21 protein-coding genes are annotated in these 23,898 nt (G+C 61.2%); 12 read left to right on the top strand and 9 right to left on the bottom strand.

The window, feature by feature from the left end; translation table 11 throughout:
* Positions 1-59: 59 nt before the first annotated feature.
* A complete protein-coding gene (locus tag AC5O5R_RS01410) occupies positions 60-1,007 on the bottom strand; it encodes a choline ABC transporter substrate-binding protein (RefSeq protein WP_172227702.1) in 948 nt (315 codons plus the stop codon).
* Between the two features lie 453 nt (positions 1,008-1,460).
* On the opposite strand from AC5O5R_RS01410, the gene AC5O5R_RS01415 reads away from it, so the two are divergent.
* Both AC5O5R_RS01415 and gbdR read left to right on the top strand, forming a co-directional pair.
* The gene (locus tag AC5O5R_RS01415) at positions 1,461-2,837 is read left to right on the top strand and encodes an L-serine ammonia-lyase (RefSeq protein ID WP_172227704.1); all 1,377 of its coding nucleotides are present in this window, start codon (positions 1,461-1,463) and stop codon (positions 2,835-2,837) included.
* Between the two features lie 507 nt (positions 2,838-3,344).
* Entirely contained in the window at positions 3,345-4,451 is a 1,107-nt protein-coding gene (gene gbdR, locus AC5O5R_RS01420; RefSeq protein WP_172227706.1) for a choline metabolism transcriptional regulator GbdR, read from the top strand.
* Positions 4,452-4,809: 358 nt separating this feature from the next.
* Here gbdR and AC5O5R_RS01425 read toward each other — a convergent pair whose 3' ends face one another.
* Entirely contained in the window at positions 4,810-5,067 is a 258-nt protein-coding gene (locus tag AC5O5R_RS01425; RefSeq protein WP_159412923.1) for a hypothetical protein, read from the bottom strand.
* 465 nt (positions 5,068-5,532) lie between these two features.
* On the opposite strand from AC5O5R_RS01425, the gene AC5O5R_RS01430 reads away from it, so the two are divergent.
* Complete coding sequence (locus tag AC5O5R_RS01430) at positions 5,533-7,041, top strand: zinc-dependent metalloprotease family protein (protein WP_172227708.1); 1,509 nt, start codon at positions 5,533-5,535, stop codon at positions 7,039-7,041.
* 52 nt (positions 7,042-7,093) lie between these two features.
* On the opposite strand, the gene AC5O5R_RS01435 is transcribed toward AC5O5R_RS01430, so the two are convergent.
* The 4 genes from AC5O5R_RS01435 to choX all read right to left on the bottom strand — a co-directional run bounded on the left by AC5O5R_RS01435 (position 7,094) and on the right by choX (position 10,507).
* Entirely contained in the window at positions 7,094-7,561 is a 468-nt protein-coding gene (locus AC5O5R_RS01435; protein ID WP_494514926.1) for a thioesterase family protein, read from the bottom strand.
* 10 nt (positions 7,562-7,571) lie between these two features.
* The gene (locus AC5O5R_RS01440) at positions 7,572-8,537 is read right to left on the bottom strand and encodes an L-carnitine dehydrogenase (protein WP_172227712.1); all 966 of its coding nucleotides are present in this window, start codon (positions 8,535-8,537) and stop codon (positions 7,572-7,574) included.
* 20 nt (positions 8,538-8,557) lie between these two features.
* Complete coding sequence (cdhC, locus tag AC5O5R_RS01445; protein ID WP_494514927.1) at positions 8,558-9,442, bottom strand: 3-dehydrocarnitine:acetyl-CoA trimethylamine transferase CdhC; 885 nt, start codon at positions 9,440-9,442, stop codon at positions 8,558-8,560.
* Positions 9,443-9,562: 120 nt separating this feature from the next.
* A complete protein-coding gene (choX, locus tag AC5O5R_RS01450; RefSeq protein ID WP_172227256.1) occupies positions 9,563-10,507 on the bottom strand; it encodes a choline ABC transporter substrate-binding protein in 945 nt (314 codons plus the stop codon).
* Between the two features lie 146 nt (positions 10,508-10,653).
* Between choX and AC5O5R_RS01455 the strand changes: the two genes are divergently transcribed.
* Positions 10,654-11,616: a GlxA family transcriptional regulator gene (locus AC5O5R_RS01455; RefSeq protein ID WP_172227254.1), complete on the top strand. Its 963-nt coding sequence runs from the start codon at positions 10,654-10,656 to the stop codon at positions 11,614-11,616.
* Here AC5O5R_RS01455 and AC5O5R_RS01460 read toward each other — a convergent pair.
* The 3 genes from AC5O5R_RS01460 to AC5O5R_RS01470 all read right to left on the bottom strand — a co-directional run bounded on the left by AC5O5R_RS01460 (position 11,607) and on the right by AC5O5R_RS01470 (position 13,454).
* Complete coding sequence (locus tag AC5O5R_RS01460) at positions 11,607-12,095, bottom strand: hypothetical protein (protein ID WP_494511969.1); 489 nt, start codon at positions 12,093-12,095, stop codon at positions 11,607-11,609. The two genes, AC5O5R_RS01455 and AC5O5R_RS01460, sit on opposite strands and share 10 nt — an antisense overlap.
* Before the next feature lie 127 nt (positions 12,096-12,222).
* Positions 12,223-12,939 carry a hypothetical protein gene (locus AC5O5R_RS01465; protein WP_256676230.1) on the bottom strand — a complete coding sequence of 239 codons (717 nt, stop codon included), beginning with the start codon at positions 12,937-12,939 and terminating at the stop codon, positions 12,223-12,225.
* 113 nt (positions 12,940-13,052) lie between these two features.
* Entirely contained in the window at positions 13,053-13,454 is a 402-nt protein-coding gene (locus AC5O5R_RS01470) for a lysozyme inhibitor LprI family protein (protein ID WP_172285246.1), read from the bottom strand.
* A 285-nt stretch (positions 13,455-13,739) separates the two neighbouring features.
* Between AC5O5R_RS01470 and AC5O5R_RS01475 the strand changes: the two genes are divergently transcribed.
* The 8 genes from AC5O5R_RS01475 (at position 13,740) to AC5O5R_RS01510 (ending at position 23,858) form a co-directional block, all read left to right on the top strand.
* The gene (locus AC5O5R_RS01475; RefSeq protein ID WP_172227248.1) at positions 13,740-14,717 is read left to right on the top strand and encodes a dipeptidase; all 978 of its coding nucleotides are present in this window, start codon (positions 13,740-13,742) and stop codon (positions 14,715-14,717) included.
* 75 nt (positions 14,718-14,792) lie between these two features.
* Positions 14,793-15,323, top strand: coding sequence for a DUF5943 domain-containing protein (locus tag AC5O5R_RS01480; RefSeq protein WP_016497619.1), 531 nt, complete (start codon positions 14,793-14,795; stop codon positions 15,321-15,323).
* A gap of 15 nt (positions 15,324-15,338) precedes the next feature.
* Positions 15,339-17,399: a dimethylglycine demethylation protein DgcA gene (dgcA, locus tag AC5O5R_RS01485; RefSeq protein ID WP_172285247.1), complete on the top strand. Its 2,061-nt coding sequence runs from the start codon at positions 15,339-15,341 to the stop codon at positions 17,397-17,399.
* A gap of 176 nt (positions 17,400-17,575) precedes the next feature.
* The gene (dgcB, locus tag AC5O5R_RS01490) at positions 17,576-19,528 is read left to right on the top strand and encodes a dimethylglycine demethylation protein DgcB (protein ID WP_172285248.1); all 1,953 of its coding nucleotides are present in this window, start codon (positions 17,576-17,578) and stop codon (positions 19,526-19,528) included.
* Positions 19,528-20,760, top strand: coding sequence for an electron transfer flavoprotein subunit alpha (gene etfA / locus AC5O5R_RS01495; RefSeq protein WP_172285249.1), 1,233 nt, complete (start codon positions 19,528-19,530; stop codon positions 20,758-20,760). The genes dgcB and etfA overlap by 1 nt, the downstream gene beginning before the upstream one ends.
* Positions 20,761-20,770: 10 nt before the next feature.
* Positions 20,771-21,541, top strand: a complete 771-nt coding sequence (gene etfB / locus AC5O5R_RS01500) for an electron transfer flavoprotein subunit beta (RefSeq protein ID WP_172227241.1) — start codon at positions 20,771-20,773, stop codon at positions 21,539-21,541.
* Positions 21,542-22,329: 788 nt separating this feature from the next.
* Complete coding sequence (locus AC5O5R_RS01505; protein ID WP_494515455.1) at positions 22,330-23,127, top strand: RHS repeat-associated core domain-containing protein; 798 nt, start codon at positions 22,330-22,332, stop codon at positions 23,125-23,127.
* Complete coding sequence (locus tag AC5O5R_RS01510) at positions 23,124-23,858, top strand: RHS repeat-associated core domain-containing protein (RefSeq protein WP_494514928.1); 735 nt, start codon at positions 23,124-23,126, stop codon at positions 23,856-23,858. The genes AC5O5R_RS01505 and AC5O5R_RS01510 overlap by 4 nt, the downstream gene beginning before the upstream one ends.
* Positions 23,859-23,898 lie beyond the last annotated feature (40 nt).

Below are 23,898 nucleotides of genomic sequence, written 5' to 3' on the forward strand. Positions count from 1 at the left end.
TTGAAATCAACCCGGGGCAGGCACGGTCCTGCCCCGAGGTAGCGCTATTGCGTATTTCGTTATTGCGTCAGCTTGGCCTTGGCCGCCTCAAGGCCGGGTTTGCCGTCCACGGTGGTAACGCCAGCCAGCCAGGTGTCCAGCTTGCCGGGGTTATCCTTGAGCCACTTCTTGGCGGCTGCTTCGGGTTTCATCTTGTCGTCCAGGACATAGCCCATCATGGTGCTTTCATCCTTGAGCTCGAACGACAGGTTCTTCAGCAGCTGGCCAACGTTGCTGCACTCCTGCGCATAGCCCTTGCGGGTGTTGGTCAATACCGTCGCCTTGCCGAAGTCGGGGCCGAAAAAGTCGTCCCCGCCGGTCAGGTACTGCATCTTGAAGCGGGTGTTCATCGGGTGCGGTTCCCAGCCCAGGAATACCATCGCTTCACCGCGCTTTTGCGCGCGGTCGACCTGCGACAGCATGCCGGCCTCGCTGGACTGCACGATCTTGAAACCGGCGTCCTTGAGGCCGAAGGCGTTCTTGTCGATCATGCTCTGGATGGTGCGGTTGCCGTCGTTGCCGGGCTCGATGCCGTAGATCTTGCCGTCCAGTTCCTTCTTGAACTTGGGAATGTCGCTGAAATCCTTCAGGCCCTTGTCGTACAGCGCCTGAGGCACGGCGAGGGTGTACTTGGCGTTTTCCAGGTTGGCGCGCACGGTCTCGACAGTACCGGCATCGCGGTACTGCTTGATGTCGTTCTCCATGGTCGGCATCCAGTTGCCGAGAAACACGTCCAGGTCCTTGCCGGTGGCCAGCGACTTGTAGGTCACCGGTACCGAGATCATGGTGGTGTGGGTCTTGTAACCCAGGGCTTCGAGCACAACGCTGGTGGTCGCGGTGGTGACCGTGATGTCGGTCCAGCCGACATCCGAGAAACGTACCGTTTGACACTGCTCGGGTTCGGCAGCCTGGGCCAGTAACGGCGCAGACAACATCGCAACCAGCAACAGCGAGGGTGAACCTTTCATGGATGGACTCCTGTGATTTTGTCTTCGGGTTCGCGTGGGTCGCCGGGCTTTCTGAGGGTCCGGTCGACCAGGCCTGCAGAGGGCAGGATGCGTGGCCGTGCTTTACGAGTCGCTTTCGATAATCCTCCAGCGCCGGGCAATCGCCTACTGGTGGGGTCGTAACCAGTACGGAACGGGTCGTATCCAGTACGGGCGATGTCGCTTATGAGTTTTTCCACCCCTCCAGCCGCATTTTTGCGTCACCAGGCCACCGGAAAGCGGCGTCATGGTGGCAACTTTCCGGCCTGAAACAGCGAGGCGCTGCTGGACAAAAGTACGTCGGTTGCAGACGGCGAGGGGGGCGGGAAAAGCCCGATGATGCTGGCATTCAAGGCGGCCCGCTGTTTCAGCCTAGCAGCTGCCCCGCCCTGCGCATGGCGCGCAGAGACAAGCCCAGCAAGAGGTGAAGCGACAATGGCCATCAGCGTGTTCGACCTGTTCAAGATCGGTGTCGGGCCTTCCAGCTCCCACACCGTTGGCCCCATGCGTGCCGGCGCCCTGTTCGTCCAGGGCCTGCGCGAACGCGGCGAGCTGGAACGTGTGAAGCGTGTCGAAGTGCGCCTGTACGGCTCGCTGTCGGCCACCGGCATCGGCCACGGCACCGACAACGCCACCATCATGGGCCTGATGGGCGAATGGCCTGATGCCATCGACCCCACCCAGATCGTGCCGCGCATCGCCGACCTGCGTGAAACCAACACCCTGCAGCTGGACAACCGCCTGCCCATCGAATTCGTCTGGGCCCGCGACATGCTGCTGCTGGACGAAAACCTGCCGTACCACCCCAACGCCATGACCTTGGTTGCCGAAGGCGAGCAGGGCGAGTTGCACCGCGACACCTACTACTCGGTGGGTGGCGGCTTTGTGGTCGATGCCGCCCAGGCCGCCAGCGGTGTGCTGGATGCTGATCAGACGGTGCTGCCGTATGACTTCAACAGCGCTGCCGAACTGCTGCGCCTGTGCAAGCAAAACGACCTCAGCGTGTCGCAATTGATGATGGCCAACGAGAAGGTCTGGCGCAGCGAGGAAGAGATCCGCGCCGGCCTGTACAAGCTCTGGGAAGCCATGCAGGAATGCGTCAACAACGGCCTCAAGTACGAAGGCACACTGCCCGGCGGGCTGAATGTGCGCCGACGTGCCGCCAAGCTGCACCGCAGCCTGCAGGAAATCGGCAAGCCCAACGTCATCGGCTCGACCATGAGCGCCATGGAATGGGTCAACCTGTTCGCCCTGGCGGTCAACGAAGAGAACGCCGCTGGCGGGCGCATGGTCACCGCGCCTACCAACGGTGCGGCGGGCATTATCCCCGCAGTACTGCATTACTACATGCGCTTCAGCGATGCGGTGGACGAATCCAACGTGGTCGATTACTTCCTGGCCGCTGCGGCCGTGGGCATCCTGTGCAAGAAAAACGCCTCCATTTCCGGTGCCGAGGTTGGCTGCCAGGGTGAGGTCGGTTCAGCTTGTGCCATGGCTGCTGCCGGCCTGGCCGAAATACTCGGTGCGACTCCCCCGCAAGTGGAGAATGCTGCGGAAATCGCCCTGGAGCACAACCTGGGCCTGACCTGCGACCCGGTGGGCGGGTTGGTACAGGTGCCGTGCATCGAGCGCAACGCCATTGCCGCAGTAAAAGCCATCAATGCGGTACAGATGGCCCTGCGTGGCGACGGGGAGCACTTCATTTCTCTCGACCAGGTGATCCGCACCATGCGCGACACCGGTGCCGACATGCACGACAAGTACAAAGAGACTTCGCGCGGTGGCCTGGCGGTCAGCGCGATCGAATGTTGATCGTGTAGCGGACTTCACTGGCCTCATCGCCGGCAAGCCAGCTCCCACAGGGATTCCATAGCTCTCAGAGGCGGTGGTGGACCTGTGGGAGCTGGCTTGCCGGCAATGGGGCCTGTGCTACCACACAGGTGCATGACAAGAACCAATGCCCTCTTATGGTGCGGCATGACGCCTACCGATCGTCGGGTGTCGTTATCAGTGTGGGCATTGTCGGTGACACTCAAGAGTGTCGTTTCTGGGCAACTTACACTGCCCCTGTCACCAAATTGCTCAGCGGTTACACGCACGGCGCCTAGCACGGCGTTTTGCGATAGTTGGCCAACTCGACCAAAGCACCTGATTTGCCTGATAAAGGCGTCGTTTTCAGGTTTTTTTGGATAGCCGTTCAATTTCAGGCACGGCGTTTGCGTTGAGATTGGCACCCAGCCCTGCACATGAAACGGGGCAATAACAAGAAATCAGTGCCCGCCTGAGGCACACCCTGCATTTGTGTGAGGAGAAATCGCGATGACGTCGTACACCTCCGGGACCCCAACCCAGAACCGCACAGCACCCCAGTCCATCGGGTTTCTTCTATTGGACAATTTCACCCTCATCTCACTGGCCTCGGCGGTCGAGCCATTGCGTATGGCCAACCAGCTTTCTGGCCGGGAGCTGTACCGCTGGCACACGCTGACCGTCGACGGCGGGCAGGTATGGGCCAGTGACGGTCTGCAGATCACCCCCGATGCCGCCATCACCAATGCCCCCCCCATCGACACCGTTATCGTCTGCGGTGGGGTTGGCATCCAGCGTTCGGTCACCCGTGAGCACGTTACCTGGCTGCAGTCTCAGGCCCGTCAGTCGCGCCGCCTTGGTGCGGTGTGTACCGGCAGCTGGGCACTGGCCTGCGCCGGCCTGCTGGATGGCTTCGATTGCAGCGTGCACTGGGAATGCCTGGCGGCGATGCAGGAGGCTTACCCACGGGTGAACATGAGCACCCGCCTGTTCACCCTCGACCGCAACCGCTTCACCAGCTCTGGCGGTACCGCGCCGCTGGACATGATGCTGCACCTGATCAGCCGCGACCATGGCCGCGAGCTGTCGGCGGCGATTTCGGAAATGTTCGTCTACGAGCGCATTCGCAACGAGCAGGACCACCAGCGCGTGCCGCTCAAGCACATGCTCGGCACCAACCAGCCGAAGCTGCAAGAGATTGTCGCGCTGATGGAGGCCAACCTCGAAGAACCGATCGATCTGGACGAACTGGCGGTGTATGTGGCGGTGTCGCGTCGGCAGCTCGAGCGGCTGTTCCAGAAATACCTGCATTGCTCGCCATCGCGTTATTACCTGAAGCTGCGGCTGATCCGCGCACGCCAGCTGCTGAAGCAGACGCCGATGTCGATCATCGAAGTGGCGTCAGTGTGCGGTTTTGTGTCCACGCCGCACTTCTCCAAGTGCTACCGCGAGTACTTCGGCATCCCGCCGCGTGACGAGCGTGTGGGCTCCAACACTGCGCAGCAGGTGGCGATGATGCCGATCCCGCAGGCCATGACCCTGTCGCCGCACAGCGGGCCGTTGGGGGCATTGAGCCAGGCGCGCAACGAGTCGACGTTTGCCAGTGTGAGGCTCTGACACTGCGTCGCTTGCTTCGCGGCTAAAGCCGCTCCCACAGGGACCGTGCAAGCTCAAGCCTGTGCACGGCCTGTGGAAGCAACTGTCTTGCACAGAATTTAAAAAGCGTGCGCGATCTCTGTGGGAGCGGGTTTACCCGCGAAGAGGCCGGACCTGCTGGCCACTATCCTTGGGCATTCACCGTTTCTTCCGAAAGTTTGAGCCTGATCATTCCGGTGTTCGCCGCCCTGCCGGCGTTCTTGGCCAAAACCATGCGCGGGTTATTGGCTTATCCCCAGGTTCGGCACAAGTGTCGGGGCTTGTGTGATCCCTGTGGGGGCTGGCTTGCCGGCGATTGGGCCGGAACAGGACGACTCGGTCAGGCGCGCCTGCTGAACTGCGCCAGGGCCGGCAACAGCTGCTTGTCGATCGCCTGGCGCACCGCCGGCAGAATCGTCGCGCTACCGGTATACATCTGCTCCACCATCCCCTTCAGCGCACGCGCATTGGGCTCGGTCAGCCCACGCACCACCGCTTCGCAGGCCTGCTCGGCACTGGCCCCGGCGGGTATGTCGAACCCGCGCGCGCGCAGGTGGCCTGCCAAGTCGTCCTGGTCAATCAAATCCGCATGCATCATGGCTGTTGTCCCTTTTATCGCTAAGAGAGTGCTGCTGTGATTTACGACCGATTCTGTGACGACCGCGACATACCCGCAACAACAGAATGCCGGCATGGCTGCTTTGGCTAAGAACAGGTCGTTTACGGCTAAATCCACCCTCCGCGAAGTGAGCACACTCAAGCCATCTACCGCAACGGAGGGTTTGGTCACCCTCGTTCATGCACAGTGGATGCTGCTCGCTCTTGGCCCCGGATGCTCACGGCTTTCCGGGGCTATTTTTTATGCGCAGGCTGGACCTGCCTGGCATTTCTGCCAGTTGTGACAGTGCGCTGTCTGCTTTTAAGTGGTCTCGAATTTCCACTGTGGAGTGAGATCGTGAAAGCAATGGCTCTGAGGTGTCTGGGGATAATCTTACCGGCCCTTCTTGTAGCGGCCTGCAGCGTTCCGGCTACTGCGCCCCCGAACTCTCGAGCTCCATCTGCGATGCTTTATGAGCTGCGAGCGGCACAAGGGCGTCAGTCGCTGGAAGCCCTCCTACATGAGCCTGGGACATACCCTTATCTCGCTACCCTGCTAGCCGCCCCGGCCACCCTTGATATCCAGGAAGTGGACGTCAGGCCATCTGCCATTTCAGCTGAAGCCAAGACACTGATCGTGCAGTCGACCAGCGGTAAAGTCAGCCATTATCAACTTAGAAATTCCGATTCGCCGGCCCCAGGGATGATCGGTTGGGTGGGTGACGTCGCAACTGATCGCAGGCAGCGCTTTACATCCCCTTCCGAAATGGATTTTGACCCATTCAACTGGGTTTCCATTGTCCGTGAAGGCGATAAGGTGGTGGGCGATATCCACATTGATGGTCAACTCTATCGCTTGGATTACATCGGCAACCAAAGGCATGTGCTGGTCAAAGTTGATGAAGCTAAGTTATCACCGGAGGCCGAGCCGTTGGCTGCCCTCGACTCAGGAATTAAAGACCCCAGCACAGGCAAGCAGCCGCAATCGGCGTACAGCATAATACGCATGTTGCTGGTGTCTACTAAACAGTCCAGGGCAATAAATCCCAGTTACCGGCTGCCTTTTGCCCAGGCACTGCAAAATGCCAACCTCTACATGCGGAACAGTCGTGTAGCCATCACCTACCAGCTTGCGGGTTTTTATGACGCTGACTACGATGAGACAGGCAGGACTTACAAGCAGCAACTAGATGACATGCGCCTGGCGAAACCTTTTGGACCTGATCTACTCAAGGTACGAGACGCAGTGCGTGCCGACCTGGTTTCCATGTACTCTGCAGGTAGAGAGTACTGCGGTATGGCGTGGCTGAACACATCCAAAGCTCAAGGGCACTCTGTGGTTTCATGTTTTGGTTCTTTGGCTCATGAGCTGGGGCACAATTTAGGCGCCCACCATAATTGGCATGACGGAGACCCAGTCGGCAGGCCACCCTATATGTTTGGATATCGATATATTACGGGAAGTCCTAGGTTCAGCACTCAGATGTCATATGGCTGCAATCCCGCTTGCCCACTGATACCGTATCACTCAAATCCGGATATTGAGTTTGAAACTATACCTGTTGGAACACGAGAGCATCACGACGTGGCGCGCCGCTTCAATGAGCGCAGAGAAGTAGTGGAGGACTTTTATGCGGATGGTAATAACTTCACAGTCTACGAGCATGCAAACTATCAGGGAAACGCCTGCACCTTCACCAGTAAAGGTGGAGTTAGCGCCTACCTTGCAGACATGTGTGGCGAGGGATGGCAGAAAAGAGTGTCGTCCTTGAAAGTTTCCAAAGTCAAACCGGGTGCCAGGGTTCGCATTCTGTCCGATTCAGGCAGCGGGGCAAGGTACATTAGCCTCAGGCTGGACGGTGATCTTGAGCTGCCCACATTGCAGGGACCTGTCGAAATCCCTGGTGCTGAGCTCAACTGGCTTGGCGGCTCGCTCGACGATAAGGTCTATCAGGTGTGGAGCAATGAGTACTGAAACGCACTGCCATAATTTGCCAGCGGGCTCTACACCGCTGGCAAAACTTCGGTTAGCGGCCTAGCCCGATACATCTGCCCACGTACTGCGGGCATGCCGACCCTACGGCGGTCTGGAGTTCCCGTAGGCAAGCGACGCTGTGCTCCGCGAACGGCGCCGACCTCGGCCCTGCCAGGTCAACATGCAGCAACATCTGCTCGCTTGCCGCCAATGCCTCGGCAAAGCCATCGCGGTGCAGGCTGTGATACACGTGCAGGCGCTTGCGGTCGAAGTCGAGGATCTGCGTTTGCACCCACACCTCGGTCCCCAGTTTCACTTCGTGCAGATAATTGATGTGCGCTTCCAGGGTAAACAGTGAATGACCGTTTTGGCCACGGCTCTCCGCATCCAGGCCGATCCGTTCCATCAGTGCGTCGGTGGCGTAGCTGAAGATCAGCAGGTAGAAGGCATCGCGCAGATGGCCGTTGTAGTCCACCCAGTCCGCCTGGACCGGGGTGCGGTAAGTGATCAGTTCGGGCATCGCGTGCTCCTTAATCGCCAAAGGCCATGCCGTGCTCGGCTTTGCTGGTTTTCACCGCCTCCAGCACCGCCAGCAGGGTGTCATCACGATAGCGCTCCAGCGCGGCGATGCTGCGATCCCCCAATTGTTCCGAGGTGCCGTCGACCACGTCGTCGATCAATTGGTCGGTCAGCTCCGGCGCTGGCAGGTAGGTCCACGGCAGCTTCAGGGCTGGGCCGAATTGCGACATGAAGTGGCGCATGCCGGCATCGCCACCGGCCAGGGTGTAGGTGAGAAACGTACCCATGAACGACCAGCGCAGGCCGGCGCCAAAGCGGATCGCGTCGTCGATCTCGCCGGTAGTCGCCACGCCGTCATTGACCAGATGCAAGGCCTCGCGCCACAGCGCTTCGAGCAGGCGGTCGGCAATAAAGCCGGGCACTTCCTTGCGCACATGCAACGGGCGCATGCCCAGTGCGGTGTAGATGGTTTTTGCAGCCTCGATGGCCGCTGGCGAGGTTTGATTGCCGCCAACGATTTCCACCAGTGGTAGCAGGTAAACCGGGTTGAACGGGTGGCCGACCACACAACGCTCTGGGTGAATGGCGGATTCGTAGAACTCGCTGGGCAGAAGGCCAGAGGTGCTGCTGCCGATGATCGCGTCGGGCTTGGCGGCGGCGCTGATTTTTGCGTGCAGGTCGAGCTTCAGGTCCAGCCGCTCTGGTGCACTTTCCTGAATGAAGTCGGCATCGCGTACGCATTCTTCGATGGTGGCAACGAACTTCAGGCGATCTTGGGCTGCACCTGGGGCGAGGCCTTGTTTCTCCAGGGCCGGCCACGCGTTGGCGATACGTTTGCGCAGCGCTTGCTCGGCGCCGGGGGCAGGGTCCCAGGCGACTACGTCCAGGCCGTGGGCCAGGGCGCGGGCAACCCAGCCGCTGCCGATTACGCCGCTACCCAGGGCAGCGAAGGTCTTGATCTCGGTGATGAAGGGCATATCAGGGCTCCAGAAGGGCATCAGCGGCGGTTGAGGTTCATTTTTTCCCGGCCCTCAGCCGGGGTGAGCACGCGGCCACCCAGGCGGGCAATGATTTCGCTCGCGCGCTCGACCAGCTGGCCGTTGCTGGCCAGCACGCCCTTGTCCAGGTACAGGTTGTCTTCAAGGCCCACCCGCACGTTACCGCCGAGCAACACCGCCTGCGCGGCCATCGGCATCTGCATGCGGCCGATGCCGAAGCCGGCCCAGGTGACGTTGGCCGGCAGGTTGTCGACCATGGCTTTCATGGTGGTGGTGTCGGCCGACGCGCCCCACGGGATGCCCAGGCACAGTTGGAACAGCGGGTCTTCGAGCAGGCCTTCTTTCATCATCTGCTTGGCGAACCACAGGTGCCCGGTGTCGAAGATCTCCAGTTCGGCCTTCACGCCCAGTTCGGTAATGCGCTTGGCGCCTGCGCGCAGTTGCGCCGGGGTGGAAACGTAGATCGAGTTGCCATCGCCGAAGTTGAGAGTGCCGCAGTCGAGGGTGCAGATTTCAGGCAGCAATGCTTCAACGTGGGCCAGGCGTTCCAGCGGGCCGATCAGGTCGGTGCCGGGGCCGAATTCCATCGGCGATTCGCCTGGGCCGATTTCCAGGTCACCGCCCATGCCGGCGGTGAGGTTGACGATGATGTCGACATCGGCCTCGCGGATGCGCTCCATGACTTCGCGGTACAGCGCTACATCGCGGCTGAAGCGGCCGGTTTGTGGGTCGCGGACATGGCAGTGGACCACGGTGGCGCCGGCCTTGGCGGCTTCGACGGCAGACTCGGCGATCTGTTTGGGAGTGACCGGGACCAAGTGGCTCTTTGAAGCAGTGTCGCCGGCGCCGGTGAGGGCGCAGGTGATGATGACGTCGTGGTTCATGGATCGGTTCCTTGTGTTGTCTGTGCTGGCCTTTTCGCGGGCATGCCCGCTCCCACAGGGTCAGCAGTGACCCTGAGCCTTACACCTGTAGGAGCAGCCTTGTGCTGCGAAAGGGACCTGTCAGTTGGCGGTGAGCTTGAGGTTGTCCGCAGCCGGCTTGCCGTCGAAGGTAGTCACACCTTCCAGCCAGCGGGCTTTGTCCTCGGGGTGGTCCTTGAGCCACTGGCGGGCCGATTCCAGCGCATCCTTGTGGTCGAGCAGCGGCTGCATCATGCGGCTCTCGTCCTCGGCGCTGAAGTTCAGGTTGGCCAGCAGGCGGTGGGCGTTGGGGCAGCGGTCGGCGTAGTCTGGCGCGGTCACCGTCCACACTGTGGCACGGCCTTCGTCAGGGCCCAGGGCGTCCTGGCTGTCGCCCAGGTAGGCCATGTCGATGTTCACGTTCATCGGGTGCGGGGCCCAGCCGAAGAACACCACCGCCTCCTTGCGTCGCACGGCGCGGTCGACGGCGGCAAGCATGCCCGCCTCGCTGGACTCGACCAGCTGGAACTTGCCCAGGCCGAACTGGTTCTTGGCGATCATCGCCTTGATCTGGGTGTTGGCGCCGGAACCTGGCTCGATGCCGTAGATTTTCCCGCCCAGCTCCTTTTCGAACTTGTGGATATCGGCGAAGGTCTTCAGACCCTTGTCTGCCAGATACTTCGGCACTGCCAGGGTTGCCCTCGCATCTTCCAGGCTCGGCTTGTCGAGCACCTTGACCTGCCCGGCATCGACGAACGGGGTAATGGTCTGGGTCATGATCGGGTTCCAGTAACCCAGGAACATGTCCAGGCGTTTGTCGCGGATACCGGCAAAGATGATCTGCTGCGAAGCGCTGGTCTGTTTGGTCTGGTAGCCCAGGCCGTCGAGCAGCACCTGGGCCATGGCGCTGGTGGCAATGACGTCGGTCCAGTTGACCACCCCCAGGCGCACGTTCTTGCAGGCCGCAGGCTCTGCGGCAAAAAGCGGTGAGGTGGCGATGCTGCTCAGGGCAAGGGTCAACAGGCTGCGGCGGATCAAGCTGTGCATGGTGGCTCTCCATCGGCAGTGCATATTGTTATGGGTTTCGATCTCTGTGGATCGTGTGAACACGCTACGCTGCTGGCAGGGTGAAAAATCGCACCCTGGCGACCAACACTTGCACGGAGGCGACCACCTTTGCCGTGGAGCATTCAATGCCGCAAATCATTCATTTCCTGCTGCTGCCCGGGTTCTCCGCCATGGGCTTCATCAGTGCCCTGGAACCTCTGCGCGTGGCCAACCGGTTCAAGGGGCCGTCGTACCGCTGGCAGGTGCTGAGCCTGGATGGCGGCGCGGTGCAGGCCAGCAATGGCATGTCGGTGAACGCCGACGCGGCGCTGGCCGCAGCCGATCCGGGTGGCATCCTGCTGATCGTGGCCGGCTTCGAGCCGCTGGCCTGCTATGGGCCGGCGCTGCAGCAGGCGTTGCGCCGGCTGGACCATGACGGGGTGATTCTGGGTGGCATCGATACCGGCGCGGTGGTACTGGCCGAGGCCGGCCTGCTCGACGGCCACCGCGCCACCGTGCACTGGGAAGCGCTGGAGGCGTTCAAGGAAAACTACCCGGGCCTGCAGGTGACCCAGGAGTTGTTCGAAATCGACCGACGGCGCATTACCTGTGCCGGTGGCACGGCTTCGATCGACCTGATGCTCGACCTGATTGCCCAGGCCCACGGCGGCGAGCTGGCGGTGCAGGTGTCGGAGCAGTTCGTGCTCGGTCGCATCCGGCCACGTCAGGATCACCAGCGGATGCAGATTGCCTCTCGTTATGGCATCAGCAACCGCAAGCTGGTGCAGGTGATCGGTGAAATGGAAAAGCATACCGAGCCACCGCTGAGCACATTGGAGCTGGCAGCCCGCGCCAAGGTGACCCGGCGTCAATTGGAGCGCTTGTTTCGTTTGTATCTGAATGACACGCCGAGTGGGTTTTACCTTGGCTTGCGTCTGGACAAGGCGCGGCAGCTGCTGTGCCAGACGCAGATGAGCATCACACAGGTCAGCGTGGCGTGCGGTTTCGAGCTGCCGTCGTACTTCACGCGCTGCTACAAACGGCGTTTCGGCCATTGCCCGCGGGCAGAGCGACAGGCACTCAAGCCTCAGTTGGCTGATCAGATCTGATCGAGGTCTGACAGTGCCCTGAGCCGGGCCTCGATGCGTACGCGCTGTACCTCGAAGGCCTGGGGCAAGAGTCTGGCACCCAAGTGATCCAGGTGCAGGGTCAGGCGCGTTCGTGGGGTGTCTGCAGCAGTCGTACACCACAGGTGGAATACAAGCGCCACCGGGCTGTCAGGGTCATCATGGTCAAAACCGATGCGCATATGCGAGCTGGTTGATGTACTGCACAGGAGTGCAAGGTCAGGCTGCCGCAAGCCGTTGAGCACATCGCTTGCCACCCGCCTGAAGCTTTGGTTGCGGCCCTGAGGTGGTGGAATCCAGCCGGCGAAGACCTCCTCAAACACAGCATCCGTTGGGGTGCAGTTGAAGCTCTTGGTTGTTCGTTCGAACAGTTCGACACCGCAGTCTTCCAGGGTTTTCAGAAAAAAGCTGAACCACTGCTGGCCGTGTTGCTGACGGTCGTGGGCCAGGTTGGCATCCATTTGTGCCAGGCGCAGGCAGTCGTGAAGGTCTTCGAGGTGTTGGGGGGCAGGTGATGCGGGCATGGTTCAGGCCATTGTGTGTATGTAAATACCCGAAGATGGCGCCGCAGGCGGCGCCAAATCTGGCTTAGATGTCCAGTGCCAGGATGTCGGCCGCTTGACTGGCCAGCTTCAACCTGACGGCTTCGCGCATGGCACCGAAGTGGCGAACACTGAACGAACCTTGTTGCGAGGCTCGGTAGACACGGGTGTTCGATTTGTCGAGGATGCGGCCGGACGAGCCTGCGGCCTTCTCGGCTTTGTCATAGCTCAACTGAACACTGGTCATGTGCATGATCGGCAGGCCCTGTGGCGTCATTTCGCAGGCCGAAATCTGCACGGTGCTGGATTTACCCGAAACGCTCACGCTGCTTTCTTCAAGCAGTTGCTGTGCCTTTGGCGTTTTCACGATCACTTCGAAAGAGCGTCTGACACAGCGGCTCAGACGATGGTTATGGCCGATCTGGACGGTGACAATTTCAGGGGCCAGGGTTGCCAGCGTGTGAGTGTCCTTGTCCAGCGCCTCTTCGACGTGAGCGGCGCCGGTCAGTGTCCAGCCGAATTTGCCCAGGCCATCGTTGTAGAAGTTGTACCATTCGCGCTGCTGGGTTTCTTTGTCGAACTTCTTGTTTGCCGACAGGTTCATCAGGCGCATGCCATCCAGCACGTCTTCGGCAACTGTGGCCGGTACATCCGGGGCGAAAATGCAGACGGTGTTGGCGACCATTACAGCGCGTTCTTCGCCTTCTTTCTTCAGCGCGGCAATGGCGCTGTCCATGTCGGTTTTGCTGATGTTGGAAGTCATGTCTTGGTTTCCTTCAGTACAGTGCGACGCCTCGGCTGAGGCGTCTGGCGTGCACTGTGTTTCGGATTGCCAAGTCAGATAAGTTGCAAGCTTTTCCTAACGGGGTAACGTGTCTATTGCTGCCCAATCGCCTGCAAATACTCCGAGCGGTCATCACTGCGCTGCGCCACGCAGGTGTCCCACGCCGCCTGGAACGCTTTGCTGCCGGGCTTCTCGGCATAGGTCTCGACCTTGCAGTCGGCATCGCGCAGCTGCGTCCACAGCTGCTCTGCCGCATCCAGACGCGCGATCAGGGCCGTGGTCTGGTCACCCTCGTCGGCGTACTGGTCGCGGATGCGCTGGATCAGGTCGTCATAGGCCGCTTTCAACTCGCGCTCGGCGGTCTGCTTGTTGAACGCAGCGCAGGCGTAGGACTGCTGGTCGGTGTCGACGTTGTCGCACGGGGTGCTTTCTTCCTCGCCGGCCTGGGCGCCCGATACGACTGTCATCAATACCAGCCATGCCATTGATCTCATCCGCTTTCTCCTCAACAGGCTGACGAATGGCAGGGATTCTCGCTCAGCTTACGGCAAGGTGGTAGGTCCCTGACGAAATGTTCATGAAACGGCCGGATATGTCGTTATCGAGACTGTCTCTCATCGCCAGGCAGCATGCCAGAGGGCGCGATGTCGCGCATTGACGCTTTCGGCAAACCCCCTGTCGTTTTTGCATCGGGGCGCCTTTGGGCACAGGCATATGCTGGCCCCAAAGCGCCGGCAGAAGATTCGGCGCGGCCCAAATCAACAAAAGGGGACAGCCTGATGAGCCCAGCCGAACTTCACGCCGACAGCATCGTCATCGACGGCCTGATCATTGCCAAATGGAACCGTGAGCTGTTCGAGGACATGCGCAAAGGCGGGCTGACTGCGGCCAACTGCACGGTGTCGGTCTGGGAAGGTTTCAAGGCTACCGTCGACCAGATCGCCGCCAGCCAGAAGCTGATCCGCGACAACAGCGACCTGGTCATGCCGGTGCGCACCACCGCCGACATTCGCAAGGCCAAGGAGCTGGGCAAGACCGGCATCCTGTTCGGCTTCCAGAACGCCCATGCCTTCGAAGACCAGATCGCCTACGTCGACGTGTTCAAGCAGCTGGGCGTGGGCATCGTGCAGATGTGCTACAACACCCAGAATCTGGTGGGCACCGGTTGCTACGAGCGTGATGGCGGGCTGTCGGGCTTCGGCCGCGAGATCGTGGCGGAAATGAACCGTGTCGGCATCATGTGCGACCTGTCTCACGTCGGCTCGAAAACTTCCGAAGAAGTCATCCTCGAATCGAAAAAGCCGGTGTGCTACTCGCACTGCCTGCCGTCGGGCCTTAAAGAGCACCCGCGCAACAAGTCGGACGAAGAGCTCAAGTTCATCGCCGATCATGGCGGCTTCGTCGGCGTGACCATGTTCGCGCCATTCCTGGCCAAGGGCATCGATTCGACCATCGACGACTACGCCGAAGCCATCGAGTACACCATGAATATCGTCGGCGAAGACGCTATCGGTATCGGTACCGACTTTACCCAGGGCCACGGCCAGGACTTCTTCGAGTACCTGACCCACGACAAGGGCTACGCCCGCCGCCTGACCAGCTTCGGCAAGATCATCAACCCGCTGGGCATCCGCACCGTGGGCGAATTCCCCAACCTCACCGAGACCTTGCTCAAGCGCGGCCACTCCGAACGCGTGGTGCGCAAGATCATGGGCGAGAACTGGGTCAACGTCCTCAAGGACGTGTGGGGCGAGTAAGCCGCTCTCCAAGCCTGAAGCCCCTGCCAGCAACGCCGGGGCACCCAAACAAAAATTTTATGGAGTTGAGTTTCCATGGCCAAGATCGCCCCGCAATTGCCAATCGAAGTCGACAGCGAAACCGGTGTCTGGACCAGCGACGCCTTGCCGATGCTGTATGTGCCGCGCCATTTCTTCGTCAACAACCACATCGGCATCGAGGAAGTGCTGGGCGCCGACGCCTATGCCGAGATCCTCTACAAGGCCGGCTACAAGTCGGCCTGGCACTGGTGTGAAAAAGAAGCCGAGTGCCATGGCCTGGAAGGTGTGGCGGTGTTCGAGCACTACATGAAGCGCCTGAGCCAGCGTGGCTGGGGCTTGTTCGAAATCCAGGACATCGACCTGGACAAAGGCACCTGCAGCGTCAAGCTCAAGCATTCCGCGTTCGTGTACGTGTACGGCAAGGTCGGCCGCAAGGTCGACTACATGTTCACCGGCTGGTTCGCCGGCGCAATGGACCAGATTCTCGCTGCCCGCGGCAGCTCGATCCGCACCGTGGCCGAACAGGTCTACGGCGGGTCAGAAGAAGGCCACGAAGATGGCCTGTTCGTTACAAAGCCGTTGTAAGCCGGAGATAGCGTCATGGCATTCGAAGCAATGTTCCAGCCGATTCAGATCGGCAAGCTGACCATCCGCAACCGTGTGCTCAGCACCGCGCACGCCGAGGTCTACGCCACTGACGGCGGCATGACGACCGACCGCTACGTGAAGTACTACGAAGAAAAGGCCAAGGGCGGCATCGGCCTGGCGATCTGCGGCGGCTCGTCGGTGGTGGCCATCGACAGCCCGCAGGAGTGGTGGGCGTCGGTCAACCTGTCGACCGACCGCATCATCCCGCACTTCCAGAACCTGGCCGACGCCATGCACAAGCATGGCGCCAAGATCATGATCCAGATTACCCACATGGGCCGTCGCTCGCGCTGGGACGGCTTCAACTGGCCGACCCTGATGTCGCCGTCGGGCATCCGTGAACCGGTCCACCGCGCCACCTGCAAGACCATCGAGGTGGAAGAGATCTGGCGGGTGATCGGCAACTACGCGCAGGCTGCGCGGCGGGCCAAGGAAGGTGGCCTGGACGGCGTGGAGCTGTCGGCCGTGCACCAGCACATGATCGACCAGTTCTGGAGCCCGCGGGTCAACAAGCGTACCGACGAATGGGGCGGCAGCTTCGAAGGCCGCATGAAGTTCGGCCTGGAAGTGCTTAAAGCCGTGCGTGCCGAGGTCGGTGACGACTTCTGCGTGGGCATGCGTATCTGTGGCGACGAGTTCCACCCCGATGGCCTCAGCCACGAGGACATGAAGCAGATCGCCGCGTACTACGACGCCACCGGTATGCTCGACTTCCTTGGTGTGGTCGGCTCGGGCTGCGACACCCACAACACCCTGGCCAACGTCATCCCCAACATGAGCTACCCGCCGGAGCCGTTCCTGCACCTGGCGGCCGGTATCAAGGAAGTGGTCAAGATCCCGGTGCTGCACGCGCAGAACATCAAGGACCCGAACCAGGCCACGCGCATCCTCGAAGGCGGCTACGTCGACATGGTCGGCATGACCCGCGCGCACATGGCTGACCCGCACTTGATCGCCAAGATCAAGATGGGCCAGATCGACCAGATCAAGCAGTGCGTCGGTGCCAACTACTGCATCGACCGTCAGTACCAGGGCCTGGATGTGCTGTGCATCCAGAACGCCGCCACCTCCCGTGAATACATGGGTGTGCCGCACATCATCGAGAAGACCACCGGCGTCAAACGCAAGGTCGTGGTGGTGGGGGCAGGCCCTGCCGGCATGGAAGCGGCCCGTGTGGCCGCCGAACGTGGCCACGACGTGACCCTGTTCGAGAAGAAAGACCAGATCGGCGGGCAGATCACCATTGCCGCCAAGGCGCCGCAGCGCGACCAGATTGCCGGCATCACCCGTTGGTACCAACTGGAACTTGCGCGGCTGAAAGTTGACCTGCGCCTGGGTACGGCAGCCAGCGTGGACGCCATCCAGGACCTGCGCCCGGATGTCATCGTGCTGGCGGTGGGCGGCCATCCATTCGTCGAGCAGAACGAGCACTGGGGCGCCGCCGAAGGGCTGGTGGTCAGCAGCTGGGACGTGCTCGACGGCAAGGTGGCACCGGGCAAGAACGTGCTGGTGTACGACACCATCTGCGAATTCACCGGCATGTCGGCGGCGGACTACATCGCCGACAAGGGCAGCCAGGTGGAGATCGTCACCGACGATATCAAGCCGGGCGTGGCCATGGGCGGTACCACCTTCCCCACCTACTACCGCAGCATGTACCCGAAAGAAGTGATCATGACCGGCGACATGATGCTGGAAAAGGTCTACCGCGAAGGCGACAAGCTGGTGGCGGTGCTGGAGAACGAATACACCGGCGCCAAGGAAGAACGCGTGGTCGACCAGGTAGTGGTGGAAAACGGCGTGCGTCCTGACGAAGAGCTGTATTACGCACTGAAGGAAGGTTCGCGCAACAAGGGCCAGATCGACGTGGAGGCGCTGTTTGCCATCCAGCCACAGCCGATCCTCAGCCAGCCGGGCGAAGGCTACCTGCTGTATCGCATCGGCGACTGCGTGGCCCAGCGCAACGTGCATGCGGCGATCTACGACGCCTTGCGCCTGTGCAAGGACTTCTGATCGAAACAAATCGTCGCCACCGGGCGTGGTCCCTGTGGGAGCGGGTTCACCCGCGAATGCGTCAGCGCTGACAACGCCGTTGCCTGACCGGGCGCATTCGCGGGTAAACCCGCTCCCACAGGGGCCAATCCCAGCTTCAGAGTGGTGCAAGAATCCAGCTGTTGTGGGAGCCTCCCATGTTGAACACCCTTCTACCCATCCTGCTGTTCGCTGCCCTTGGCCTGGCAGTGCTCGGCGCCCTGCGCCGGGTGCGCATGTGGCGTCGTGGCCGGGCCGCCAAGGTCGATCTGATCGGCGGCCTGCTGGCCATGCCGCGCCGTTACCTGGTGGACCTGCACCATGTGGTCGAGCGCGACAAGTACATGTCCAACACCCACGTGGCCACTGCCGGTGGCTTCGTGCTGTCGGCCGCGCTGGCGATCCTGGTGCATGGCTTCGGCCTGCAGAGCAAGATTCTTGGCTACGCGTTACTGGTGGCCACGCTAATCATGTTCACCGGTGCCTTGTTCGTCTTCAAGCGCCGCCTCAACCCGCCCTCGCGCCTGTCCAAGGGCCCATGGATGCGCTTGCCGAAAAGCCTGCTGGCATTCGCCGTGAGCTTCTTCATTGCCACCTTGCCGGTCGCCGGCATCCTGCCCGCGAACACCGGCGGCTGGGTCATGGTCGGTATCCTTGGCCTGGGCGTGCTGTGGGGCGTATCGGAGCTGTTCTTCGGCATGACCTGGGGCGGCCCGATGAAACACGCCTTCGCCGGTGCCCTGCACCTGGCCTGGCACCGCCGCGCCGAGCGCTTCGGCGGTGGCCGTTCCACCGGCCTGAAACCGCTGGACCTGGAAGACCCGAACGCGCCGCTGGGCGTGGAAAAACCGGTGGACTTCACCTGGAACCAGCTGCTGGGCTTCGATGCCTGCGTGCAGTGCGGTAAATGTGAAGCGATGTGCCCGGCATTTGCCGCCGGCCAGCCGCTGAACCCGAAAAAACTCATCCAGGACATGGTCATCGGCCTGGCCGGTGGCACCGATGCCAAGTTCGCCGGCAGCCCGTACCCGGGCAAGCCAGTCGGCGAGCACGGCGGGCACCCGCACCAGCCGATCGTCAATGGCCTGGTCGACGCCGAAACGCTGTGGTCGTGCACCACCTGCCGTGCCTGCGTCGAGGAATGCCCGATGATGATCGAGCACGTCGATGCCATCGTCGACATGCGCCGCCACCTCACCCTGGAAAAAGGCGCGACCCCGAACAAGGGCGCCGAGGTGCTGGACAACCTGATCGCCACCGACAACCCCGGCGGCTTCGCCCCTGGCGGGCGGATGAACTGGGCCGCCGACCTCAACCTGCAACTGCTGTCCGAGGTGAACACCACCGAGGTGCTGTTCTGGGTGGGTGACGGTGCCTTCGACATGCGTAACCAGCGCACCCTGCGCTCGTTCGTCAAGGTGCTGAAGGCCTCGGGCGTGGACTTTGCCGTGCTCGGTCTGGAAGAGCGCGACAGCGGCGACGTGGCACGCCGCCTCGGCGACGAAGCGACCTTCCAGCAGCTGGCCAAGCGCAATATCCAGACCCTGGCCAAGTACAAGTTCCAGCGCATCGTCACCTGTGACCCGCACAGCTTCCACGTGCTGAAGAACGAGTACGGCGAGCTGGGCGGTGACTACCAGGTGCAGCACCACAGCACCTACATCGCCGAGCTGATCGCCGCGAAAAAACTCAACCTCGGTCAGCACAAGGGCGGCAGTGTCACCTACCACGACCCGTGCTACCTGGGTCGTTACAACGGCGAGTACGAAGCACCGCGCGAAGTCCTCAAGGCACTCGGTATCGAAGTGCGCGAAATGCAGCGCTCGGGCTTCCGTTCCCGCTGCTGCGGCGGTGGCGGCGGTGCGCCGATCACTGACATCCCCGGCAAGCAGCGGATTCCGGACATGCGCATGGACGACATCCGCGAAACCGAGGCCGAACTGGTGGCCGTGGGTTGCCCGCAGTGCACTGCGATGCTCGAAGGCGTGGTCGAACCGCGCCCACAGATCAAGGACTTGGCAGAGTTGGTGGCTGACGTGCTGATCGAAGAGGACGCGCCTGCCACCGCAAAGCCGCAAACGGCCAAACGTGAACCTGCGGAGGTGCACTGATGAGCGACATTATCCGCCGCGACCCACGCGCCGAGTGGATCGCCCGTAACCGCCTGCACCCGCTGCACGCGGCCATGCAGACACAGCAGACCAGCTGGATGGGGCCCAATGGCCTCATCCGCAAGAACCCCCATGCGATTGCCGCAGGCTTTATCGGCCCCGCGGGCATCAAGCGCATCGACCGCAGCGGCGCCCAGCAGGGCACCGGTGTGGGCGGGCGGCGTACGGCGGCGACCGAGGTCAAGCTGCCGCTGCACCAGGTGCCGGAGCCGGCGTTCTACATTGCCGTGGTGCCGGACATGGTCGGTGGCCGCCTGAGCAGCCACGACCGCGACCTGCTGGGCCTGGCTCACAGCCTGGCTGGCAGCGACGGTGCTGTGCTGGCGGTGGTGTTTGGCGAACACAAGGAAAACAACTTTTCCACAGCCGGCGTCGACAGGCTGTTGGTCATCGAAGGGGAGGCCTTCGAAGGTTATGTACCGGAGCAGCTGGTACAGGGCCTGCGGGCTGTGGATAACCAGTTCACGCCACGCCACTGGTTGCTGCCAGACAGCCGCACCGGCGGCGGCGAACTGGGCCGGCGCCTCGGCGCAGCGCTGGGCGAGCGCCCGGCCACGCGGGTATGGCAAGTCAAGGATGGCCAGTGCGTAGGCCGCGCTGGCGCTGGCCAGCAAGACCTGCAACGCGCCGTGCCGCGTCTGATCCTGGCGGCGGCTGAGTGCGCCGAACCGGTCAGCGAAACCCGTCACGAAGCCTTGCCGGTGGAGTTGTCCACAAGCGTGGCGCGCAGCCTGTCGCGCATCGAAGACCTTGGTTCGGTGGCCGTGGACCCGGCCACCATTGCCATGGCCGAGGCCGAGTTCATCGTCTCGGGCGGCAACGGGGTCAAGGACTGGGACCTGTACCACCAGGCGACTGCGACGCTGGGCGCCACAGAAGGCGCCTCGCGGGTGGCGGTGGACGACGGCTTCATGCCGCGCAACCGCCAGGTGGGTGCGACCGGTACCTGGGTGACCGCGCGGGTCTACGTGGCTGTGGGTATCTCGGGGGCGATCCAGCACCTGCAGGGCATTGGCGCCTGCGACAAGGTGGTGGCGATCAATATGGACCCGGGCTGCGACATGATCAAACGGGCTGACCTGTCGGTGATTGGCGACAGCTCGGCGATTCTCAAGGCACTGATCGAAGCTGTGGACAACTACCGCAGCGGCGGCCAGCGCGACGCGGCATAAGGGCACGAGCATGAGTACGAAAGTGATCAGCCTGGTTTCCATCGGTGCCCACCCAAGCTCCGGTCGCGCTCGCCGCGCCGAGCAGGATGCTCGCGCCGTCGAACTGGGCTTGCAACTGGCTGGGGATAACTTGCAGGTGGTGCATGCCGGCGACCCGCAGGAAGAGGCGCTGCGTGCCTACCTGGGCATGGGGCTGGACCATCTGGATGTGCTGGAGCAGCCGGCCGGCGCCGATGTGCTGGGTGTGCTGGGCGATTACCTGCGCGATGCCGGCGCGCAACTGGTGCTCACCGGGAGCCAGGCGGAAACGGGCGAGGGGTCGGGCATGTTGCCGTTCCTGCTGGCTGAAAAACTCGGTTGGCCGTTGATTGTAGGGTTGGCCGAGGTGGAGTCGATCGACAACGGCACCGCCCAGGTATTGCAGGCGCTGCCGCGTGGTCAGCGGCGTCGGTTGAAAGTGCGCCTGCCGTTGCTGGCGACTGTGGATAACGCTGCGCCGAAACCGCGTCAGAGCGCCTTCGGCCCCGCACGCCGGGGAGTGCTGGCGGCGCGCAATGTGGCCATAGTCGACGACGAGCTGTTGGCCGATGCCGAGTTGCAACCGGCCCGTCCTCGGCCCAAGCGGTTGAAGGTGATCAAGGCCAAGAGCGGTGCTGACCGGATGAAGGCGGCGACGGCCAAGGCCAGTGGCGGCGGCGGCAAGGTGCTGAAGGATGTTTCTCCACAGGAAGGCGCCGAGGCGATTCTCAAGCTGTTGGTGGAAGAGGGCGTGCTCCGCTGACACTTGTACCGGCCTCAACGCCGGCAAGCCAGCTCTCACAGGGTCACCACTGCCTCCGGGGTCAGTGCAATACCTGTGGGAGCTGGCTTGCCGGTGATTGGCCCTGACAGGCTAATGATGCCCGCTGGCCACATTGAACGCCCAGTAGCCCCAATCCCCCGCCCTCCATCGAACCACTTTACGGTTCCCTCTTGGCGCTGTGCATAAGTCACTTCTGAGTAATGCCAAAGTAGTGGTCATTACCCCATCACTTTTCTTCATTTCACGATACTGGCACAAATGTCGGGTGCGCCTCTGTTTTGCCCACCGAATCTGTTCGCCAAGGTGTGGATAAAGTGTTTGTGCTTCGCTGGAGGCCGCGTGGTTTGCGGGCTTCATTGGTTTGATCAAAAAACAATCAATCTCCCCTCGGTCAGCGGTGGTGCTTTTTCAGGTTTCCCACAATTGCTGTTGGCCAGCCTGTGGGTAACATGTTCGTGCTCGCCTGTGAGGCCCGGGGCTCATGGGCTTGAAGCTATTGAGCAAATTATGAGCATTAGCGACTGAATGCATTGGAACTGTGATGCTGTCCCCGCTGTACCATACAAACATGTGGATAAGTTGTGGGTACAAGCCACGCCTTGATCTGCGCAGGTAGGCGATGGAAGGAAAAAATCGGGCTGGTGGGCCTATCAGTTTTACCAGTATCTGAGCCTGTCGGTCAGCGTTAATGTCGTCTTCAAAATCCTGTGTCAGAGCACTAACAGATGACGCGAGCCTCCTCACTCATTACAGATGCGCAGCGCTCGGTGAATACGGGATCACGCGATCAAAGATCCTCTGAAAGGACGTACACCTGTTATGGGCACTCGCCATCTGGCCCTGGTCCTCTGCCAGCGTTCGCAAGCGAGCGTCATGACCAGGTGACGGCCTGTTACCACCTTGGCAACGGGTACAGGCTCTATAGCCCCTCTCTGATGCGTTTTCTCAATCCCGATCGGTTGAGCCCCTTCGGCCGGGGCGGAATCAATAAGTATGCCTACTGTGCTGGAGACCCCATCAACAGAATCGACCCATCAGGTAGATTCTGGGAAGTGCTGACCTCCATCGAAGTTACCAGAGCGACGACAGTTGCTGCCTATACCGGTCTGAATATTGCCGCGTTGACGAGCAGAATTCAGAACCGCTCCGGACTTTGGGGCAATTGGCAACTCTTGGTTGAGTCGGCGCTGGTACTGACGGGAACGACTTTATTATTCACTGGCTCGGAAAGGCTGCAACCCGTCGCTTTAGGCATGATGAGTGTTGGCAACGTAACTTCCATTGCCAAGTCTGCCGTAACAATCGCCAGCAACCTGACCGGCGGCTTCAGGGGGGCTGCTGACGCAGCGTGGCAGAATATGCGTCTTATGACCGGTTATGCACAGTTGGGTGAGCAGGTACAGGTGTCGCCTTCTCAGCAAGCTTCTGGATCTGTCGTGATCAATATCAATCCGAGAGTGGTTAACATAAACATGGATTCCTCATCATCATCACCATCACCTGCTGCAGCGCTCAAAAAAGTCAGAAGGAACTCCACAGGGTCCATCGAGGCTACTCGCCTATGATTCGGCACGGCCATCCACGTGGTTTCACCGCATATGGCGCCTCTAATGGGCTATCTGGGTCACGCTTGGCATTCTGCGGAGAGTACCGCGACTCAATGACAGGCCACTATCATCTTGGCAATGGCCATCGCACCTATAACCCGATACTCATGAGATTCCATGGTGCCGATGCGCTGAGCCCGTTCGGTATGGGTGGGATCAATACCTATACCTATTGCACAGGTGATCCAATTAATCGGGTCGATCGCAATGGCGGATTCTCCATGCCTAATGCGATTTTCCTGACCGGTTTGTTAGAAGGTGCACTGAATATTGTCGACGGCGTCTTGTCTGCGTTCAACCTGGTCGTTCAACGTAGGGGGGAGGCTGGTTCTTCGATTTCTTTTGCCAAGCAATTCCAGGTATGGGCCAAGACTCACAAGGGGACTTTGAAAGTTGCTGCCGCTGCTGTTGTCTGGAGTGAGCAGGGGGGACCATCGATGCCGTCCGTAACCGACAGTGTCGTGATAGGGGCGGCGGCAACAAGCCTCGGTATCACGGAGCGTTCATTGAACATCCAGCATCACGCGACTGAGGTGGGGGCCTACTTGACGCAGAATCCGGCCGAGATACCCGGTGTGGTCATGGAAACAGTGGGAATTCTGTCAGGAGTCACTCCGGTGCTGACGATAGGCTGGGATGTTGTGCAGAAGATTCGTGGCGACTCGGTGCGGCCAAACGTTCATGCATGAAGTCAAGAACCGGGCAACCAATCGCTTGCCTGCCCGGTTC

The sequence above is a fragment of the Pseudomonas sp. 8_5_2 genome, assembly GCF_059295255.1.

Bases quoted from the DNA above. Each gene is read 5' to 3' on its own strand.
- AC5O5R_RS01410 (WP_172227702.1), bottom strand. From the start codon at position 1,007: ATGAAAGGTTCACCCTCGCTGTTGCTGGTTGCGATGTTGTCTGCGCCG.
- AC5O5R_RS01415 (WP_172227704.1), top strand. From the start codon at position 1,461: ATGGCCATCAGCGTGTTCGACCTGTTCAAGATCGGTGTCGGGCCTTCC.
- gbdR (WP_172227706.1), top strand. From the start codon at position 3,345: ATGACGTCGTACACCTCCGGGACCCCAACCCAGAACCGCACAGCACCC.
- AC5O5R_RS01425 (WP_159412923.1), bottom strand. From the start codon at position 5,067: ATGATGCATGCGGATTTGATTGACCAGGACGACTTGGCAGGCCACCTG.
- AC5O5R_RS01430 (WP_172227708.1), top strand. From the start codon at position 5,533: ATGCTTTATGAGCTGCGAGCGGCACAAGGGCGTCAGTCGCTGGAAGCC.
- AC5O5R_RS01435 (WP_494514926.1), bottom strand. From the start codon at position 7,561: ATGCCCGAACTGATCACTTACCGCACCCCGGTCCAGGCGGACTGGGTG.
- AC5O5R_RS01440 (WP_172227712.1), bottom strand. From the start codon at position 8,537: ATGCCCTTCATCACCGAGATCAAGACCTTCGCTGCCCTGGGTAGCGGC.
- cdhC (WP_494514927.1), bottom strand. From the start codon at position 9,442: ATGAACCACGACGTCATCATCACCTGCGCCCTCACCGGCGCCGGCGAC.
- choX (WP_172227256.1), bottom strand. From the start codon at position 10,507: ATGCACAGCTTGATCCGCCGCAGCCTGTTGACCCTTGCCCTGAGCAGC.
- AC5O5R_RS01455 (WP_172227254.1), top strand. From the start codon at position 10,654: ATGCCGCAAATCATTCATTTCCTGCTGCTGCCCGGGTTCTCCGCCATG.
- AC5O5R_RS01460 (WP_494511969.1), bottom strand. From the start codon at position 12,095: ATGGATGCCAACCTGGCCCACGACCGTCAGCAACACGGCCAGCAGTGG.
- AC5O5R_RS01465 (WP_256676230.1), bottom strand. From the start codon at position 12,939: ATGACTTCCAACATCAGCAAAACCGACATGGACAGCGCCATTGCCGCG.
- AC5O5R_RS01470 (WP_172285246.1), bottom strand. From the start codon at position 13,454: ATGAGATCAATGGCATGGCTGGTATTGATGACAGTCGTATCGGGCGCC.
- AC5O5R_RS01475 (WP_172227248.1), top strand. From the start codon at position 13,740: ATGAGCCCAGCCGAACTTCACGCCGACAGCATCGTCATCGACGGCCTG.
- AC5O5R_RS01480 (WP_016497619.1), top strand. From the start codon at position 14,793: ATGGCCAAGATCGCCCCGCAATTGCCAATCGAAGTCGACAGCGAAACC.
- dgcA (WP_172285247.1), top strand. From the start codon at position 15,339: ATGGCATTCGAAGCAATGTTCCAGCCGATTCAGATCGGCAAGCTGACC.
- dgcB (WP_172285248.1), top strand. From the start codon at position 17,576: ATGTTGAACACCCTTCTACCCATCCTGCTGTTCGCTGCCCTTGGCCTG.
- etfA (WP_172285249.1), top strand. From the start codon at position 19,528: ATGAGCGACATTATCCGCCGCGACCCACGCGCCGAGTGGATCGCCCGT.
- etfB (WP_172227241.1), top strand. From the start codon at position 20,771: ATGAGTACGAAAGTGATCAGCCTGGTTTCCATCGGTGCCCACCCAAGC.
- AC5O5R_RS01510 (WP_494514928.1), top strand. From the start codon at position 23,124: ATGATTCGGCACGGCCATCCACGTGGTTTCACCGCATATGGCGCCTCT.